The organism is Priestia sp. AB, from assembly GCF_028369225.1.
In the GTDB taxonomy this organism is placed as follows: domain Bacteria; phylum Bacillota; class Bacilli; order Bacillales; family Bacillaceae_H; genus Priestia; species Priestia megaterium.
In genome coordinates this window covers 1-15,635 of the sequence record NZ_JAQMYN010000033.1, presented here as the reverse complement: position 1 = coordinate 15,635, position 15,635 = coordinate 1, and the positions used below count along the sequence as shown (strand labels likewise).

At 37.5% G+C, this 15,635-nt stretch carries 16 protein-coding genes, 1 tRNA gene, 1 other RNA gene and 1 other annotated feature; of the genes, 13 read left to right on the top strand and 5 right to left on the bottom strand.

The window, feature by feature from the left end; all coding sequences use genetic code 11:
* Nucleotides 1–25 precede the first annotated feature (25 nt).
* On the bottom strand, nucleotides 26–991 hold the full coding sequence (locus POF52_RS30365; protein WP_271997911.1) for a YaaC family protein: 966 nt from the start codon (nucleotides 989–991) through the stop codon (nucleotides 26–28).
* A 116-nt stretch (nucleotides 992–1,107) separates the two neighbouring features.
* On the opposite strand from POF52_RS30365, the gene guaB reads away from it, so the two are divergent.
* The 6 genes from guaB (at nucleotide 1,108) to POF52_RS30335 (ending at nucleotide 7,570) form a co-directional block, all read left to right on the top strand.
* Nucleotides 1,108–2,574 (top strand): IMP dehydrogenase, encoded by a 1,467-nt coding sequence (gene guaB, locus POF52_RS30360; RefSeq protein ID WP_013081319.1) that lies wholly within the window; start codon nucleotides 1,108–1,110, stop codon nucleotides 2,572–2,574.
* A gap of 149 nt (nucleotides 2,575–2,723) precedes the next feature.
* Nucleotides 2,724–4,079 carry a serine hydrolase gene (locus tag POF52_RS30355; RefSeq protein WP_055992223.1) on the top strand — a complete coding sequence of 452 codons (1,356 nt, stop codon included), beginning with the start codon at nucleotides 2,724–2,726 and terminating at the stop codon, nucleotides 4,077–4,079.
* A gap of 190 nt (nucleotides 4,080–4,269) precedes the next feature.
* Nucleotides 4,270–5,157 (top strand): pyridoxal 5'-phosphate synthase lyase subunit PdxS, encoded by an 888-nt coding sequence (pdxS, locus tag POF52_RS30350; RefSeq protein ID WP_013054829.1) that lies wholly within the window; start codon nucleotides 4,270–4,272, stop codon nucleotides 5,155–5,157.
* Between the two features lie 21 nt (nucleotides 5,158–5,178).
* Nucleotides 5,179–5,766 (top strand): pyridoxal 5'-phosphate synthase glutaminase subunit PdxT, encoded by a 588-nt coding sequence (gene pdxT, locus POF52_RS30345; protein ID WP_013081320.1) that lies wholly within the window; start codon nucleotides 5,179–5,181, stop codon nucleotides 5,764–5,766.
* Between the two features lie 57 nt (nucleotides 5,767–5,823).
* Nucleotides 5,824–6,036 (top strand) — a binding site (T-box leader).
* A 52-nt stretch (nucleotides 6,037–6,088) separates the two neighbouring features.
* A complete protein-coding gene (gene serS / locus POF52_RS30340; protein WP_013054831.1) occupies nucleotides 6,089–7,366 on the top strand; it encodes a serine--tRNA ligase in 1,278 nt (425 codons plus the stop codon).
* Between the two features lie 111 nt (nucleotides 7,367–7,477).
* A tRNA-Ser gene (locus tag POF52_RS30335) sits at nucleotides 7,478–7,570 on the top strand.
* Nucleotides 7,571–7,690: 120 nt separating this feature from the next.
* On the opposite strand, the gene POF52_RS30330 is transcribed toward POF52_RS30335, so the two are convergent.
* From POF52_RS30330 to POF52_RS30315, 4 genes are all read right to left on the bottom strand, one after another.
* Complete coding sequence (locus POF52_RS30330; RefSeq protein ID WP_271997914.1) at nucleotides 7,691–8,368, bottom strand: deoxynucleoside kinase; 678 nt, start codon at nucleotides 8,366–8,368, stop codon at nucleotides 7,691–7,693.
* A gap of 2 nt (nucleotides 8,369–8,370) precedes the next feature.
* On the bottom strand, nucleotides 8,371–9,006 hold the full coding sequence (locus POF52_RS30325) for a deoxynucleoside kinase (protein ID WP_013081322.1): 636 nt from the start codon (nucleotides 9,004–9,006) through the stop codon (nucleotides 8,371–8,373).
* Between the two features lie 143 nt (nucleotides 9,007–9,149).
* On the bottom strand, nucleotides 9,150–10,451 hold the full coding sequence (locus POF52_RS30320; protein WP_013081323.1) for a glycoside hydrolase family 18 protein: 1,302 nt from the start codon (nucleotides 10,449–10,451) through the stop codon (nucleotides 9,150–9,152).
* A gap of 56 nt (nucleotides 10,452–10,507) precedes the next feature.
* Nucleotides 10,508–11,050: an isochorismatase family cysteine hydrolase gene (locus POF52_RS30315; protein WP_271997899.1), complete on the bottom strand. Its 543-nt coding sequence runs from the start codon at nucleotides 11,048–11,050 to the stop codon at nucleotides 10,508–10,510.
* Nucleotides 11,051–11,129: 79 nt separating this feature from the next.
* Here POF52_RS30315 and tadA point away from each other — a divergent pair, with 79 nt between their 5' ends.
* The 7 genes from tadA (at nucleotide 11,130) to POF52_RS30280 (ending at nucleotide 15,363) form a co-directional block, all read left to right on the top strand.
* Nucleotides 11,130–11,600, top strand: a complete 471-nt coding sequence (gene tadA / locus POF52_RS30310; RefSeq protein WP_176586534.1) for a tRNA adenosine(34) deaminase TadA — start codon at nucleotides 11,130–11,132, stop codon at nucleotides 11,598–11,600.
* A gap of 102 nt (nucleotides 11,601–11,702) precedes the next feature.
* An RNA gene (gene ffs, locus POF52_RS30305) (signal recognition particle sRNA large type) lies at nucleotides 11,703–11,967 on the top strand.
* Between the two features lie 130 nt (nucleotides 11,968–12,097).
* Nucleotides 12,098–13,786 (top strand): DNA polymerase III subunit gamma/tau, encoded by a 1,689-nt coding sequence (dnaX, locus tag POF52_RS30300; RefSeq protein WP_271997894.1) that lies wholly within the window; start codon nucleotides 12,098–12,100, stop codon nucleotides 13,784–13,786.
* A gap of 19 nt (nucleotides 13,787–13,805) precedes the next feature.
* On the top strand, nucleotides 13,806–14,126 hold the full coding sequence (locus tag POF52_RS30295) for a YbaB/EbfC family nucleoid-associated protein (protein ID WP_013081327.1): 321 nt from the start codon (nucleotides 13,806–13,808) through the stop codon (nucleotides 14,124–14,126).
* A gap of 15 nt (nucleotides 14,127–14,141) precedes the next feature.
* A complete protein-coding gene (recR, locus tag POF52_RS30290) occupies nucleotides 14,142–14,738 on the top strand; it encodes a recombination mediator RecR (RefSeq protein WP_013054839.1) in 597 nt (198 codons plus the stop codon).
* 14 nt (nucleotides 14,739–14,752) lie between these two features.
* A complete protein-coding gene (locus POF52_RS30285) occupies nucleotides 14,753–14,977 on the top strand; it encodes a YaaL family protein (RefSeq protein WP_013054840.1) in 225 nt (74 codons plus the stop codon).
* Between the two features lie 116 nt (nucleotides 14,978–15,093).
* The gene (locus tag POF52_RS30280; protein ID WP_013081328.1) at nucleotides 15,094–15,363 is read left to right on the top strand and encodes a pro-sigmaK processing inhibitor BofA family protein; all 270 of its coding nucleotides are present in this window, start codon (nucleotides 15,094–15,096) and stop codon (nucleotides 15,361–15,363) included.
* Nucleotides 15,364–15,635 lie beyond the last annotated feature (272 nt).

Below are 15,635 nucleotides of genomic sequence, written 5' to 3'. Positions count from 1 at the left end.
ACTTGAAAAAGACTAGCTATTTTAGCTAGTCTTTTTTTGTATGTTCATTTAAGTAACAAGAAATTAAGTAAGGAATCTTTTGAGCCGTAACTTCAAGGAACCTCAAGATAAATGGGTAATCTTTCGAAGAGTATGTATGCAATAATTCATACCACCACTCTGTTTCATAACGTGAAATCATACTTAAATTATAAAGTAATAAGTAATGTGCCAACATCTCAGGGAAATATAAGCAGCTATCTTTTTCCAAAGGTGCATGCAGCGTGTTATTTTGGAAATTGTACATAAAAGGTGAACAATTATATAAACAGCTTGAAGGATCAAGAATACATATCTGACCTTCTGCCAGAGACAATGATAGGTGGGAACGCTCTTTTAAAAAAGAGTAGAGCCTTTCGTGATTCATATGATAACACCGTGTAACTTGTTCAGGAATAGACAAAGAGGTAGCTGGAAGCGACCCAATAGTTGTTAAATGGGAAAATGATCTAGTACCCAAATTTAAAAATAATGTATCTAATTCCGGTACGCACGACAACAGATAATTCATTGTATATTTACTACCTTCCAGTTGTTTCACATGAAACAATTCTTCTCCTACTTGTGAAAACAAACCGCTTTTTTGGATCTTAACTTCATCATCTAAAAAATCATAACTTTGTTTTTTTCTTTTTCGTGTTGATACTCCATGTGCTAACACCGCTGTATTTTCTGGATATACTGGGTTTTGCGTTAACAAACAGGCTTTTAACAGCTGTGACATTCCATAAAATAATAAAACTGGTTGAACTGATACAGGAGATTGTGCCGCAACTTGATAATAATTTTTACTGTGTTCCAGATAATAAATAAAGGGGTAACTGTTTTTAAAGCTATGTTGCTCTGCATCGCTATAATTCAATTTTTGATAGCGCTTTTTTAAAAAGTCTTGTACAAAAGGAACGGAGAAAAATAAATTGTAGGACGTCCAAACATCATTAAATTTATGCAACTAAATCACCTTTTCTTTTTATTAGAATTATCTGATATCTAGTGAAGTTATTGACAGGTACATATCTGCTTGTTAATCTACTAATAATATTCTGTCGTTTAAAGGAGGATTCTATAATGTGGGAAAGCAAATTTTCTAAAGAAGGCTTAACATTTGATGACGTTTTACTGGTGCCAGCAAAATCTGAGGTACTACCTAAAGACGTTGATATGAGTGTTGAACTAACAAAAACATTAAAATTAAAGGTGCCGTTCATCAGTGCAGGAATGGATACAGTTACAGAAGCTGAAATGGCTATTGCGATGGCTAGACAAGGTGGTTTAGGTATCATCCACAAAAACATGTCGATTGAACAGCAAGCAGAACAAGTTGATAAAGTAAAACGTTCTGAAAGTGGTGTTATCACGGATCCTTTCTTTTTAACTCCTGAAAACCAAGTATTTGCTGCTGAACATCTAATGGGCAAATATCGTATCTCAGGTGTGCCGATTGTCAACAACGAAGAAGAACAAAAATTAGTTGGAATCCTTACAAACCGCGACTTGCGTTTTATCCAAGATTATTCAATGCAAATTGCTGATGTAATGACAAAAGAAGAATTGGTTACTGCCCCAGTAGGAACGACTTTAGAAGAAGCAGAGAAAATTCTACAGCAATACAAAATTGAAAAGTTACCTCTTGTAGATGACAATGGCGTATTAAAAGGCCTTATCACAATTAAAGACATTGAAAAAGTAATTGAGTTTCCAAATGCAGCTAAAGATCAACAAGGTCGATTATTAGTTGGAGCAGCTGTTGGCGTAACAGCTGATTCAAACGTTCGTATCGAAAAATTAGTACAAGCTGGCGTTGATGTTATCGTTATTGATACAGCGCATGGACATTCACAAGGCGTTTTAGATACGGTAAGCAGCATTCGCGAGGCATATCCAGAGTTAAATATTATTGCTGGTAACGTAGCAACTGCTGAAGGTACAAAAGCATTAATTGAAGCAGGAGCAAACGTAGTAAAAGTAGGAATTGGACCTGGTTCAATTTGCACAACTCGTGTTGTAGCTGGTGTAGGCGTTCCACAGATTACAGCAGTATATGACTGTGCAACTGAAGCTCGTAAGCACGGTGTAGCTATTATCGCAGATGGCGGTATTAAATACTCTGGAGATATTGTAAAAGCACTTGCGGCTGGTGGACATACAGTAATGCTAGGAAGCCTTCTAGCAGGGACGACAGAAAGTCCTGGAGAAACAGAAATCTACCAAGGTAGACGCTTTAAAGTGTACCGTGGAATGGGCTCTGTAGGAGCTATGGAAAAAGGAAGTAAAGATCGATACTTCCAAGAAGATAATAAAAAATTAGTCCCAGAAGGTATCGAAGGACGTTTGCCTTACAAAGGACCTGTAGCAGATACTTTATATCAAATGATTGGCGGTTTACGCGCAGGAATGGGTTACTGTGGTTCAGCTAACTTAGAAGCGTTACGTGAACAGGCACAATTCATTCGTATGACTGGAGCAGGTTTAAGAGAAAGCCACCCACATGATGTACAAATCACAAAAGAATCTCCTAACTATTCTATGAGATAATCATGAATGTTAAAAAACACGTTTCCCTATTAGGGAAACGTGTTTTTTATGTCATGGATCATAAATGTAACAGTACTTCTTTATCTATTTTTTTAAATTTTAGTATGATAAAATTACATTTATGTGAGTTTACGTTTGGAGGGTATAGAGTGAGAAACGCAGTACAGAAACAATTAATTTGTGTCATTGCTGTTATGTTAATGGCCAGCGTATTTTTTGTCTCTACACAAGCATCAGCTGCTCCTAAAACAGATGATATTGGCGTTGAAGCAGATGCAGCGATCTTAGTAGAGGCAAGTACGGGGAAAGTATTATACGGGAAAAATACGGATGCTTTATTAGGTATTGCAAGCATGACAAAAATGATGACGGAATACCTAGTATTAGAATCCATAAAAGATAAGAAATTATCTTGGGATCAACGTGTGCCAGTTAGTAAATATGCAGCTAAAATTTCTCAGGATTATGGATTATCGAATGTACCGTTAATTGAAAACCAAAAATACACGGTGAAAGAATTATATGATGCCATGGCTATTTACTCAGCTAATGGAGCTGCAATTGCTTTAGCTGAAGCTGTCAGTGGTTCTGAAGAAAACTTTATTAAGTTAATGAACGAAACGGCAAAAAGATTAAATATGGGTGAATCAAAATTTGTCAATTCCACAGGTCTTTCTAATTCTCTGTTAAAAGGAATGTATCCAAAAGGAACGAAGGAAGAAGATGAGAACCTTCTATCGGCTCGGGCAGTTGCTACCCTTGCTTATCACTTAATTCATGATTATCCAGAATCTTTGGAAGTAGCTAAAACTCCTTCTAAGATGTTTAGACAAGGACAACAAGGCGAAACAAAAATGAACAATTGGAATAAGATGCTCCCAGGTTTTTCAGCTGCCTACAGCGGCGTAGACGGTTTAAAAACTGGCCATACAGATTTTGCAGGTCAATGTTTCACTGGGACTGCAGAGCGTAACGGGGTAAGATACATAACAGTTGTAATGAATGCTAAGGAAAACGGCAAGTCTACGGAAGCTGCTCGTTTTTCCCAAACAAAAAAGATATTGGATTATGCTTTTAGTCATTTTCAGTTAAAAGAAGTAGTGCCTGCTAACGGCGAGATTAAGGGGCATGAAACAATTGATGTTGCTAAAGGAAAATCAAAAGAAGCTTCCGTTTCTCCAAAGAATTCGGTAAAGATTATTACCGAAAAAGGTCAAAAAGATCATACTAAAATCAACTTTAAGTTAAACGATAAAGTTATGAACGATCAAAAAGTTGTTGCTCCTATTAAAAAAGGAGAAACAGTTGCTTATGTGAGTGCAACAAACAGCAATCTTAAAGATTTAGGCTATGTAGGAGGTCAAACTACAGATAGCATGACGCAGGTTGTGACAAACGAATCTGTTGAAAAAGCTGGATGGTTCTCTCTCGCTATCCGCAGTATTGGCAACTTCTTCAGCGATATTTGGATGAATGCTGCAAATACAGTGAATAACTGGTTTTAATGATAACTCAAGAGAAAGAAGAGATACTACAAGAGAGTATCTCTTCTTTTTATTTTTAGATTTGTTTGTATATAATCTATAAATTAGATAGGAATTTTCCGAAAAATGCGGTAAAATAGACACTAAGTTTTGAATTTTGTATATACACTAAAAATTATTGTGAAACACTTGATACAGGAGGAAGACAAACATGAATAACATTACAGGTACTGATCGTGTAAAACGGGGAATGGCGGAAATGCAAAAAGGCGGCGTTATCATGGACGTGATCAATGCAGAGCAAGCAAAAATTGCAGAAGCAGCAGGCGCTGTTGCCGTTATGGCATTAGAGCGTGTTCCAGCTGATATCCGTGCAGCAGGCGGCGTGTCTCGTATGGCAGACCCAACAATTGTTGAAGAAGTGATGAATGCTGTGTCCATTCCAGTTATGGCAAAAGCTCGTATTGGCCATATTGTTGAAGCACGCGTGCTAGAAGCGATGGGTGTAGACTACATCGATGAAAGTGAAGTGTTGACTCCAGCTGATGAGGAGTTTCATTTAAATAAAAATACATTTACGGTTCCATTTGTGTGCGGTTGCCGTGATCTTGGCGAAGCATCTCGTCGTATTGCTGAAGGAGCTGCAATGCTTCGTACAAAGGGCGAACCAGGGACAGGAAACATCGTGGAAGCAGTACGTCATATGCGTCAAGTAAACGCTCAAGTACGTAAAGTTGTGGGCATGGACGAAGATGAGTTAATGACAGAAGCTAAACTATTAGGTGCACCTTATGAGTTATTACTGCAAATTAAACGTGAAGGTCGTTTACCGGTTGTAAACTTTGCAGCAGGCGGTGTAGCAACACCAGCAGATGCAGCGTTAATGATGCAGCTTGGAGCAGACGGCGTGTTCGTTGGATCAGGAATCTTTAAATCAGACAACCCTGAAAAGTTTGCACGTGCAATCGTGGAAGCAACAACACATTATCAAGACTATGAACTGATTGCAAACTTATCAAAAGGGTTAGGAAGTGCAATGAAAGGGATTGAAATTTCATCATTATTACCAGAAAACCGCATGCAAGAGCGTGGATGGTAATTTAAAGGGAGTTTTGACAAAATGGTAAAAGTAGGCGTGTTAGGATTACAAGGTGCCTTTCGCGAGCATGCACAAGCATTAGAAGCAGCAGGCGCTGAAGCCATTATCATAAAAAAAGTTGAACAGCTAAACGAAATAGATGGTTTAATCCTACCGGGCGGGGAAAGCACAGCGATGCGTCGTCTGATTGACAAATATGACTTTATGGAACCTCTTCGCCAGTTTGCACAAGCAGGTAAACCGGTATTTGGTACGTGTGCGGGTTTAATTTTACTTGCAGGACAAGTCGTTGACCGTGAAGAGCCCCATTTAGGTGTTATGGATATTACGGTAGCTCGAAACTCGTTTGGGCGTCAACGGGATAGCTTTGAAGCTGCCTTAAATATTAAAGATATCGGTGAAGATTTTATAGGCGTATTTATCCGTGCTCCGCATATTGTAGAAGTAGGAGAAAACGTTGAAGTCTTAGCTATGCATAACGACCGAATCGTTGCGGCAAGACAAGGTCAATTCTTGGGATGTTCGTTTCATCCAGAATTGACAGATGATGCCCGCATGGCGCAGTATTTTGTAGCAATGGTTGAAGAAGCTTCAAAAAAACCTGTATAAATGAATTGCATCTTGTAAAGACTTGTAGTACATTATGATTAATAAAAATGATATTGGTATAAAGCGTTGATAGGAAATAGTAATAAGATTTTTGATTTCAAGAGAGTCGATGGCTGGTGTGAATCGATAATCAATTCTTATGAATCCGTCCTGGAGCAAGCTGTCGAAAAAGTAGTAGGCAGTTTCGGTTCATCCGTTATCTGGTTTAAGAGGAAGGCTTATTTTAGCTTTCAATTAGGGTGGCAACGCGGGTAAACTCTCGTCCCTTTCATGGGGATGAGAGTTTTTATTTTGCCCTTTTATACTAAAGGAGGTACTAAGTATGTTAGATTTAAAATTTTTACGTGCTAATTTTAATGAAGTAAAAGAAAAGCTCAAGTTTCGTGGTGAGGACTTAACGGACTTAGGTCGCTTTGAAGAGTTAGATGCAAAACGCCGTGAGCTAATTGCTCAAACAGAAGAGTTAAAAAGCAAGCGAAATGAAGTATCACAGCAAATTGCACAATTGAAGCGTGAAAAACAAGATGCTGATCATTTAATCGTTGAAATGCGTGAAGTAGGAGATCGCGTAAAGCAATTGGATGAAGAGCTTCGCAGCGTTGAAGAAGAATTAGAACTATTGCTGCTTTCAATTCCTAACGTTCCACATGAAAGTACGCCTGTAGGTGAAACTGAAGATGATAACGTAGAAGTTCGCAAATGGGGAGAAATTAAACAATTTGATTTTGAACCAAAACCGCATTGGGATTTAGGAACAGATTTAAATATTTTAGATTTTGAAAGAGCTTCGAAAGTAACGGGAAGCCGCTTTGTATTTTATAAAGGGTTAGGTGCAAGATTAGAACGCGCTCTTATTAACTTTATGATGGATTTACATATGGATGAGCATGGTTATGAAGAAATTCTTCCTCCATATATGGTGAATCGCACAAGCATGACAGGAACAGGGCAGCTTCCTAAATTTGAAGAAGATGCATTCAAGATTAAAGAAGAAGATTATTTCTTAATTCCTACAGCTGAAGTACCAGTTACAAATTTACATCGTGATGAAATTTTAAGCGGAGATCAGCTTCCAATTGCTTATACAGCGTATAGTGCTTGCTTCCGCTCAGAAGCAGGCTCTGCAGGAAGAGATACACGTGGTCTTATTCGTCAGCATCAGTTTAATAAAGTAGAACTCGTTCGCTTTGTTAAGCCAGAAGATTCTTATGATGAATTAGAAAAATTAACGGGCCATGCTGAAAAGGTTCTTCAACTATTAGGTTTACCTTACCGAGTTCTAAGCATGTGTACAGCTGACTTAGGTTTCACAGCAGCCAAAAAGTATGATATTGAAGTTTGGATTCCAAGTTATGAAACGTATCGTGAAATTTCTTCTTGTTCAAACTTTGAAAGCTTCCAAGCTCGCCGTGCTAATATTCGCTTCCGCCGTGATACAAAAGCAAAACCAGAACATGTTCATACACTAAACGGTTCTGGCTTAGCAATTGGCCGTACGGTAGCTGCAATTTTAGAAAACTACCAGCAGGAAGATGGATCAATTCAAATTCCAGAAGTGCTGCGTCCATATATGGGAAATAAAGAATTTATCTCTAAATAAAAGTAGAAGATGTTCATTAAGAATTAATTCTTAATGAACATATTTTTTAAAAAAATCAATAAAAGAGTTGACTTCATTATTTGTATATGATAAATTAATACTTGTCGATACGGAGGAATACCCAAGTCCGGCTGAAGGGATCGGTCTTGAAAACCGACAGGGGTGTTAAAGCCCGCGGGGGTTCGAATCCCTCTTCCTCCGCCATATTTGACTTATAATGCAATTAACATAGCGCGATAAATTGGAGATTGGAAAACCGTTACTTATAAGTAACGGTTTTTTATTTGTTAAAAATGCCGCTTTATCTATTAAAGCGGCATTTTTTTATAGATGACGACGTTTTAGCTTTTCATTATGTTGTAAAAAGCGAGCCACTTTTTCAACAATTGATTCAATTGAATCAGGATCCTTGATAAGGTCGTATTCTCTAATATCTAAACGAAGAATAGGGCAAGCCGTAAAGTTATTAATCCAGTCTTCGTATCGGGCGTGCATCTCTTTCCAATAATCAAGAGGCGTTTGCTGTTCCATTGGTCGCCCTCTTTCTTGAATGCGATCTACAATATCTTCGAAGCTGCCTTCCAAATAAATGAGCAGATCCGGATGAGGAAAATATGGAGTCATAACCATTGCATCGAACAAGCTTGTATATGTTTCATAGTCTACTTTAGACATCGTTCCTTTTTCAAAATGCATCTTAGCAAAGATACCGGTATCTTCGTAAATGGATCTGTCTTGGATGAAGCCGCCGCCATACTCGAAAATTTTCTTTTGTTCTTTAAAGCGTTCCGCTAGAAAATATACCTGTAGGTGGAAGCTCCAACGTTCAAAATCTCCATAAAATTTGTCCAGGTAAGGGTTGGAATCTACTTTTTCAAACGATGTGCGAAATTGGAGAGCATCAGCCAATGATTGAGTCATTGTAGATTTCCCAACTCCAACTGTACCCGCTATCGTCAACACAGCATCATTAGGAATGTTGTATTTCGATCGTAAGTTTATCATTACATACTCCTTTTTAACATACTTTCTTGAACCTCTGATAAGATTCTATTTAAGTGTTGTTTATTTTGTACAAAATCTATTTCATCACCGTCATAACGTAAAATGGTTACATCAGGATTATTTTGTTCAAACGCCGACATAGCCTTTTCATAATCATCACTTAGCCTCGCAAGGTAGTGAGGATCGATGTTTCGTTCAATTTCTCTTCCGCGCATTTTAATCCGCTTTAACAAGGTATCTAAACTGGCATTTAAATAAATAATAATGTTCGGAGCTGGCATATCAGCCGTTAAGATGTGGAAGATTTGTACATATTTTTTATACTGTTCATCTTTTAACGTTTGCTCAGCAAAAATCATGTTTTTCATAATATGATAATCTGCTACAACAGGTTTTTTATAAGATAAGAACCCTTTTTGAATATCCTCCAACTGCTTATATCGATTACATAGAAAAAACATTTCGGTTTGAAAACTCCACTCGTTGATATTTTCATAAAATTTCCCGAGAAATGGATTTTCATCTACGATTTCTTTTAAAATTTCGAATTGAAATGCTTGTGCAATCTCTTTAGCTAGAGAGGTTTTTCCGACACCGATGGGTCCTTCTACTGAAATAAAAGGTGTGCCTTGCATTCATTTGCCTCCTTCATGACCACTCGTTCAAAAAAAACAGACAAAAAATATTTTAACATAGAGAAGGAGAATAAGGGGAAAAGAAATTTCTTTCAGTAAGAAGAATAACAAAAAGCCTACTGTTCACAGTAAGCTTTCCCTATTTATGGCTGTGTCACTCTTTTTGTAATTTTGAAGTTGTCTTCAATCAAGAGCCAGTTTTGCGGGAAATCTAAGCCTAGTTTCCAGTAGGCCATTCCTCTAAGTTTTAATTCTTTGATTAAATCAAACTTGGCCTGAATAGACCTAGCGTCTTCAAACCATACTTCGTGGGTGCGCTGCTGTTCATCTTTATACCGGAAGAAAGGAGCTTGTGCTTTATTGTCGTATTGAATCGCTACTTTATAGCGAGCTGCCAACTCAATAGCTCGTTGAGGACTAATGGCTTTGGCATATTCTCCTCCTGGTTTGTAAGGAAGTGTCCAATCGTAACCGTATAGGTTTTGACCCATGATAATTTTTGAACTAGGTATTTCAGATACTGCATATTCTAAAACATCACGTACGGGACCAATAGGAGAGACGGCCATAGGAGGCCCACCGCTATATCCCCATTCGTATGTCATCGGAACAACGAAGTTAGCAATCTCTCCAATGGCTTTATAATCATGTGCTTCATACCATTTGCCTTTTTGATCTCGACTTGTTTTCGGAGCTAAAGCGACAGACATAAGAAGTTGCTCATCTTGAAGACGCTTTTTTGCTTTCTGTAAAAATGCAATATAGGCTTCTTTATCTGCCGGACGCAAAAATTCGAAGTCAAAGTGAATGTCTCTGAAATTTTGTTCTTTCGCTGTTTTTACAATATTATTTAAAAGCGTATCTTGAACGTCTTTATTAGTTAAAATTGCTCGGCCGACTTCGTCACTGAATGCGCCGTTTTCAATATTAGCCAATACCATTAAGAAAATGACGTCATTTTCTTTAGCAATAGAACCTAAATTGTTAAGTGGAGGCGCCTTTAGGGAACCGTCTTTTTGCACTTCGAAGTTCGCTGGTCCGAGATAAGTAAGGTATTTTGCATTTTGATTAATCATTTTCTCTGTTTGAGGAGTGATTTTTCGATTGCTTGTTTCAACATACCCTAAAAACTCACCGTTTCTTTTGTTGGGGGAAGGAGGAATTAAGATGCGGCGGCCAGGGGTTAAGGGTGCTGTAACTGAAACATTGTTCGCATTGGCAATAGCCTGATAGCTAACGCCTAATTTTCTTCCTATCTTCCATATAGTGTCCCCGGCTTTTACTGTGTAGTAAGTACCGTTGATTGGAATAACCATAGATTGCCCGATGACGAGTTGATTTGGATTAGGTAATTCATTTGCTCTTATAATTTTCCCTGCGTCTATGCGGAACTGTTTTGCAATACTATATATACTGTCACCTGCTTTAACAGTGTAAATTTGCATAATAAAAAGCCTCCATTTCATATGACTTACTTCCATCATATGAGAAGGCTTTTTACTTAATTCATCAACTCGGTATGTTTGCAAATATGAGCATTTAATACATTATGCATCATTCTCAAAGCAAAGGTATTGTCTTCATCTGCGTTTGAAGCAATACAATCTTCAGGTACAATTAAGTTATACTCACGCATATAAGCATCGTTAGCTGAAAAAAGCACGCATATATTTCCCGCAATTCCTGTTAAAATAAGTGTATGAACATCGAGCTGTGATAGCAAAATATTTAAAGCTGTTCCATAGAAGATAGAATGCTTTGGTTTAATTAAAAAGTAATCAGCGTTTTGTGGTGAAATGTGATGTAGAACGGGTGAGCTTATCTCATTTGTGCAGTGTGTTAAAATGGTTTCTAAGTTTGCTTGCCATAGCTTATAGTGGTCATTGACATAAATGATAGGGATATGTTGAGACGAGGCATATTGTTTTAATTTGGAAATGTTTTGAGCAATTGTTAAAGATTTTTTAGCAAGTATTTTGCCGTTTTTAAATTGAAAATCGTTTAGCATATCAATAATAATTAAAGCAGTTTTAGCGTTCTTCACACAAGGTCTCTCCTTTTCCTGATGTACATAGTAAATAGTTTGACTCAGAAAAAATATAATATGTAAGGTTGGATAAAAAGTGTTAAATGATGAAAAGTATATGAGGTTGGCAATTGATGAAGCATTAAAAGCCAAAGATAAATTAGAGGTTCCCATTGGAGCAGTTATTGTTCAAAATGATGAGGTGGTTGCTTCAGCTTATAACTTACGAGAAACAGAACAGCGATCAGTTGCTCATGCGGAACTTTTAGCAATTGATGAAGCATGTAAGAAACTAAGAACATGGAGATTGGAAGACGCTACGTTATATGTCACCTTAGAACCATGTCCGATGTGTGCAGGTGCTATTGTATTATCAAGAGTGAAAAGAGTTGTGTTTGGCGCTTATGATCCTAAAGGTGGCTGCGCGGGAACATTGTTAAACTTATTAGAGTTTGAAAAGTTTAATCATCAAGCAGAAGTAGTAGGAGGTATGCTAGAAGAAGAATGCGGGAGCCTCTTAACGACCTTTTTTCGTGAGTTGCGTCAACGAAAAAAGGCTGGAAAATAGCGCTAAAAAAGTAAGTTTTCTATAGCGGTTGCATTTTTGAATGAAAAGACGTATACTTGTAAATGCATCAACTTGATGCCCAAACTATTGGTTTCAACTTTGCCGTGCTAAGCGGGGAGGTAGCGGTGCCCTGTACTCGCAATCCGCTCTAGCGAGGCCGAATTCCTTCTTGAGGTTAGCTCATCTTAGGGCCTGCCTTAAGTAAGTGGTGTTGACGTTTGGGTCCTATGCAATGGGAATCTGTGAACCCTGTCAGGTCCGGAAGGAAGCAGCAGTAAGCAGAACCTCCTATGTGCCATGGGGTCGCCTGAACCGAGCTAACTGCTTAAGTAACGCCTGGGGTGGCTAATCGACGGAAGGTGCACGGCAGTTATATACATAAGTTTAGTCTACTCTGTTGGAGTAGGCTTTTTATTTTATCTCTCACTATTTTGAAAAAAAACCTCATAATACGCTATAATGATAACTAATGAATTATATTAAAAGGAGAGGATGTAGTGGCATATCAGGCTCTGTACCGTGTATACCGTCCTCAAAGCTTTAACGACGTAGTCGGTCAACGACATATTATCAAAACACTTCAAAATGCCCTTGTCCAAGAGAAATTTTCGCATGCGTATTTATTTTCTGGGCCTCGAGGGACAGGAAAGACAACAGCTGCTAAAATTTTAGCGAAAGCCGTTAACTGTGAAAAAGCACCCATTGCTGAACCCTGTAATGAATGTGCAACTTGTCGGGGAATTACTGATGGTTCCATTTCTGATGTAATTGAAATTGATGCAGCTTCTAATAATGGAGTCGATGAAATTCGAGATATCCGTGATAAAGTAAAATATGCACCTAGTGCTGTTCGATACAAAGTGTACATTATTGATGAAGTTCATATGCTTTCAATTGGAGCTTTTAACGCTTTGTTAAAAACGTTAGAAGAACCTCCTGCACATGTTATCTTTATTTTAGCTACAACAGAGCCGCATAAAATTCCATTAACGATTATCTCTAGATGTCAGCGCTTTGATTTCAAACGCATTTCGCCAGAAGATATCGTATATCGAATGAAGGAAGTATTAGGTTCTGAAGAGCTAGAAGTAAGCGAGGATGCTCTTTACGAAATTGCGAAAGCTTCAGAAGGCGGCATGCGTGATGCACTTAGTCTTTTAGACCAAGCTATCTCGTATAGTACGGAGAAGGTGAGCTTGGAGGATGTTCTATCCATAACAGGAGCAGTATCACAGTCTTTTATTGTGAAGATCGTCCAAGCTATCTTTAATAAAAACATCGTAGAAGCGCTAGACTCTGTTGAAAGTTTGATTAAAAACGGAAAAGATCCAGCGAGGTTTGTAGAGGACCTCATTTTCTATTATCGCGATGTTCTGCTTTATCAAGCTTCTGAAGAAAATGCATATTTACTTGAAAAAGCAGCGGTTAACGAAGAGTTTAAAGAACTCAGTTCAAAAATGGATAGTGCTTTTATTTATAAAGTCATCGCTGAATTGAACCAAACTCAGCAAGAGATGAAATGGAGTAATCATCCTCGAGTGCTACTTGAAGTAGCTTTAGTAAAATTAGCTCAAAGTTCTACAAATCAAGAGAGTGCTCTTCCATATCAAGACATTTTGCAAAAAATGAATCAAATGGAAGCAGAACTGCAGCAGTTAAAAGAAAAAGGCATTCAAGTTGATCATACAGCTCAGGCAGTGCAAACAGAGAAAAAACAGACAAGACAGTCCAGAAGTCAGTACAAGACGCCTGTTGGGAAGGTAAATGAAGTTCTAAAAAATGCCACTCGGCAGAATTTAGAAACGATTAAGCGATCTTGGGCCCAAGTGTTGGACACATTGAAACAACAAAATAAAGCTTCACATGCAGCGTTGTTATCTAACAGTGAACCGGTTGCGTCTTCAGATCAATCATTTATACTTAAATTCAAATATGAAATTCATTGCAAAATGGCTTCTGAAAATAACAACAATGTACGTGATAATTTAGAGAATATCTTATATACTTTAATTGGCAGCAAGCGTGAAATGGTTGCAATTCCAGAAAGCGAATGGGATAAAGTAAGAGAAGAGTTTCTTCAAGGACAGCAAAGTGATGGGTCATCCGGTCAACCACAGGAGGAAGACCCTGTGGTTGCAGAAGCGAAAAAGCTATTTGGAGAAGACTTAATCGAAATTCAAGAGTAAATTTAGGAGGAATGTTCATATGATGAAAGGCATGGGCAATATGCAAAAAATGATGAAACAAATGCAAAAAATGCAAAAAGATATGCAAAAAGCGCAGGAAGAGTTAGCTGAAAAAACTGTTGAAGGTACAGCTGGCGGCGGAATGGTAACAGTTGTAGTCAACGGTCAGAAACAAGTAATTGATGTAAATATTAAAGAGGATGTAGTAGATCCTGAAGATATTGAAATGCTACAAGATTTAGTACTAGCAGCAACAAATGACGCATTAAAACAAATGGACGATTTAACAAATAACACAATGGGTCAATTTACAAAAGGTTTAAATATTCCAGGACTTTAATAAGGTGGTTGCCACGTGCATTATCCAGAACCAATATCAAAGCTTATAGATAGTTTTATGAAGTTACCCGGCATTGGTCCAAAAACAGCTGTTCGCTTAGCGTTCTTTGTTTTATCTATGAAAGAAGATACAGTATTAGATTTTGCAAAAGCATTAGTCAATGCGAAGCGAAATTTAACCTATTGTTCAGTTTGCGGACATATCACAGATCAAGATCCTTGTTACATTTGTCAAGATCAGCGCAGAGAGCGAAATGTGGTATGTGTCGTGCAAGACCCTAAGGATGTCATTGCAATGGAGAAAATGAAAGAATATAACGGCTTGTATCATGTCCTGCATGGTGCAATTTCACCTATGGAAGGAATAGGGCCTGAAGATATCAAAGTACCAGAGTTATTAAAAAGACTTCAAGATGATGAGATTCAAGAAGTGATTTTAGCCACTAACCCGAATATAGAGGGCGAAGCTACGGCTATGTATATCTCTAGGCTCTTAAAGCCGACAGGAATTAAAATTACTAGAATTGCTCATGGGTTACCCGTTGGAGGAGATCTTGAGTACGCAGATGAAGTAACATTATCTAAAGCACTAGAAGGTAGAAGAGAAGTATAACGAGGTACTTGCATATGTTTTTTAAAAGAAAAGGTTGGTTACGCAAAGAGTACGATGATGAATTTGTGAAGACTTTTATGCAAGTAAAGCAGGAATGGAGTCACAAAACTTCAATGGTAGAAAGAAGTGTAGATCCTTCAGAAGAGGTAATGGTAGATATTAGATTAGCCAAAATGAAGTATCTTTTTCTATTAAAAGAAGCCAAGCATCGAAATATTTCAATTAACAGGATGTCATAGAGGCATCCTGTTTTGTTGTCTTTATAAAATAAGGATTTCCCTCCGTGAAGTGGTGCTTTTTTTGAATGCTTGGACATACATATAAGATAACTTATCTGCTTTAAGAAGGAGGCAACATGCTAAATCATCCCATTGTAGTTGTGTCTTTTTTAATAGGGCTAATCATTCTACTTTTAGTAACAGGTGGTGTTGAAAAAATGCTTCGAGTCATTGGAAATTTATCGATCAAGCTTATTATTGGCGTTCTGCTGCTTTTCTTTATTAACATCTTTGGCGTACAGTTTGGTATTCATATCCCTATTAATTTCCCCACAGCCATTGTTTCAGCTATTTTAGGTATTCCAGGCATAGCTGCCTTACTTGTTATTAATAATTTCATATTATAATTTGGAGGAATATCCAAAATAAAAGTTTTCTGGAATCTTTCCGAGAAAACTTTTATTTTTTTGAAAAAGTTGTTGACCAACAAGTTAACAGGTGTTATATTTATATACGTCGCTAAGACAACAACAAAAAATAACTCGAAAATAACTTAATGAAAAAAGTTGTTGACAAGTTATTCTTGAGGTGGTAAGATAAGAAAGTCGCCTTGAGACAAGAGTTCTTTGAAAACTGAACGAAATAGTAAACGTCAACGTTAATTTTTATTTTTTTAAAT

Excerpts from the sequence above, each read along its gene's own strand:
- POF52_RS30295 (WP_013081327.1), top strand. The coding sequence starts at position 13,806 with ATGATGAAAGGCATGGGCAATATGCAAAAAATGATGAAACAAATGCAA.
- serS (WP_013054831.1), top strand. The coding sequence starts at position 6,089 with ATGTTAGATTTAAAATTTTTACGTGCTAATTTTAATGAAGTAAAAGAA.
- POF52_RS30325 (WP_013081322.1), bottom strand. The coding sequence starts at position 9,006 with ATGCAAGGCACACCTTTTATTTCAGTAGAAGGACCCATCGGTGTCGGA.
- guaB (WP_013081319.1), top strand. The coding sequence starts at position 1,108 with ATGTGGGAAAGCAAATTTTCTAAAGAAGGCTTAACATTTGATGACGTT.
- pdxT (WP_013081320.1), top strand. The coding sequence starts at position 5,179 with ATGGTAAAAGTAGGCGTGTTAGGATTACAAGGTGCCTTTCGCGAGCAT.
- POF52_RS30280 (WP_013081328.1), top strand. The coding sequence starts at position 15,094 with ATGCTAAATCATCCCATTGTAGTTGTGTCTTTTTTAATAGGGCTAATC.
- POF52_RS30285 (WP_013054840.1), top strand. The coding sequence starts at position 14,753 with ATGTTTTTTAAAAGAAAAGGTTGGTTACGCAAAGAGTACGATGATGAA.
- POF52_RS30320 (WP_013081323.1), bottom strand. The coding sequence starts at position 10,451 with ATGCAAATTTACACTGTTAAAGCAGGTGACAGTATATATAGTATTGCA.
- pdxS (WP_013054829.1), top strand. The coding sequence starts at position 4,270 with ATGAATAACATTACAGGTACTGATCGTGTAAAACGGGGAATGGCGGAA.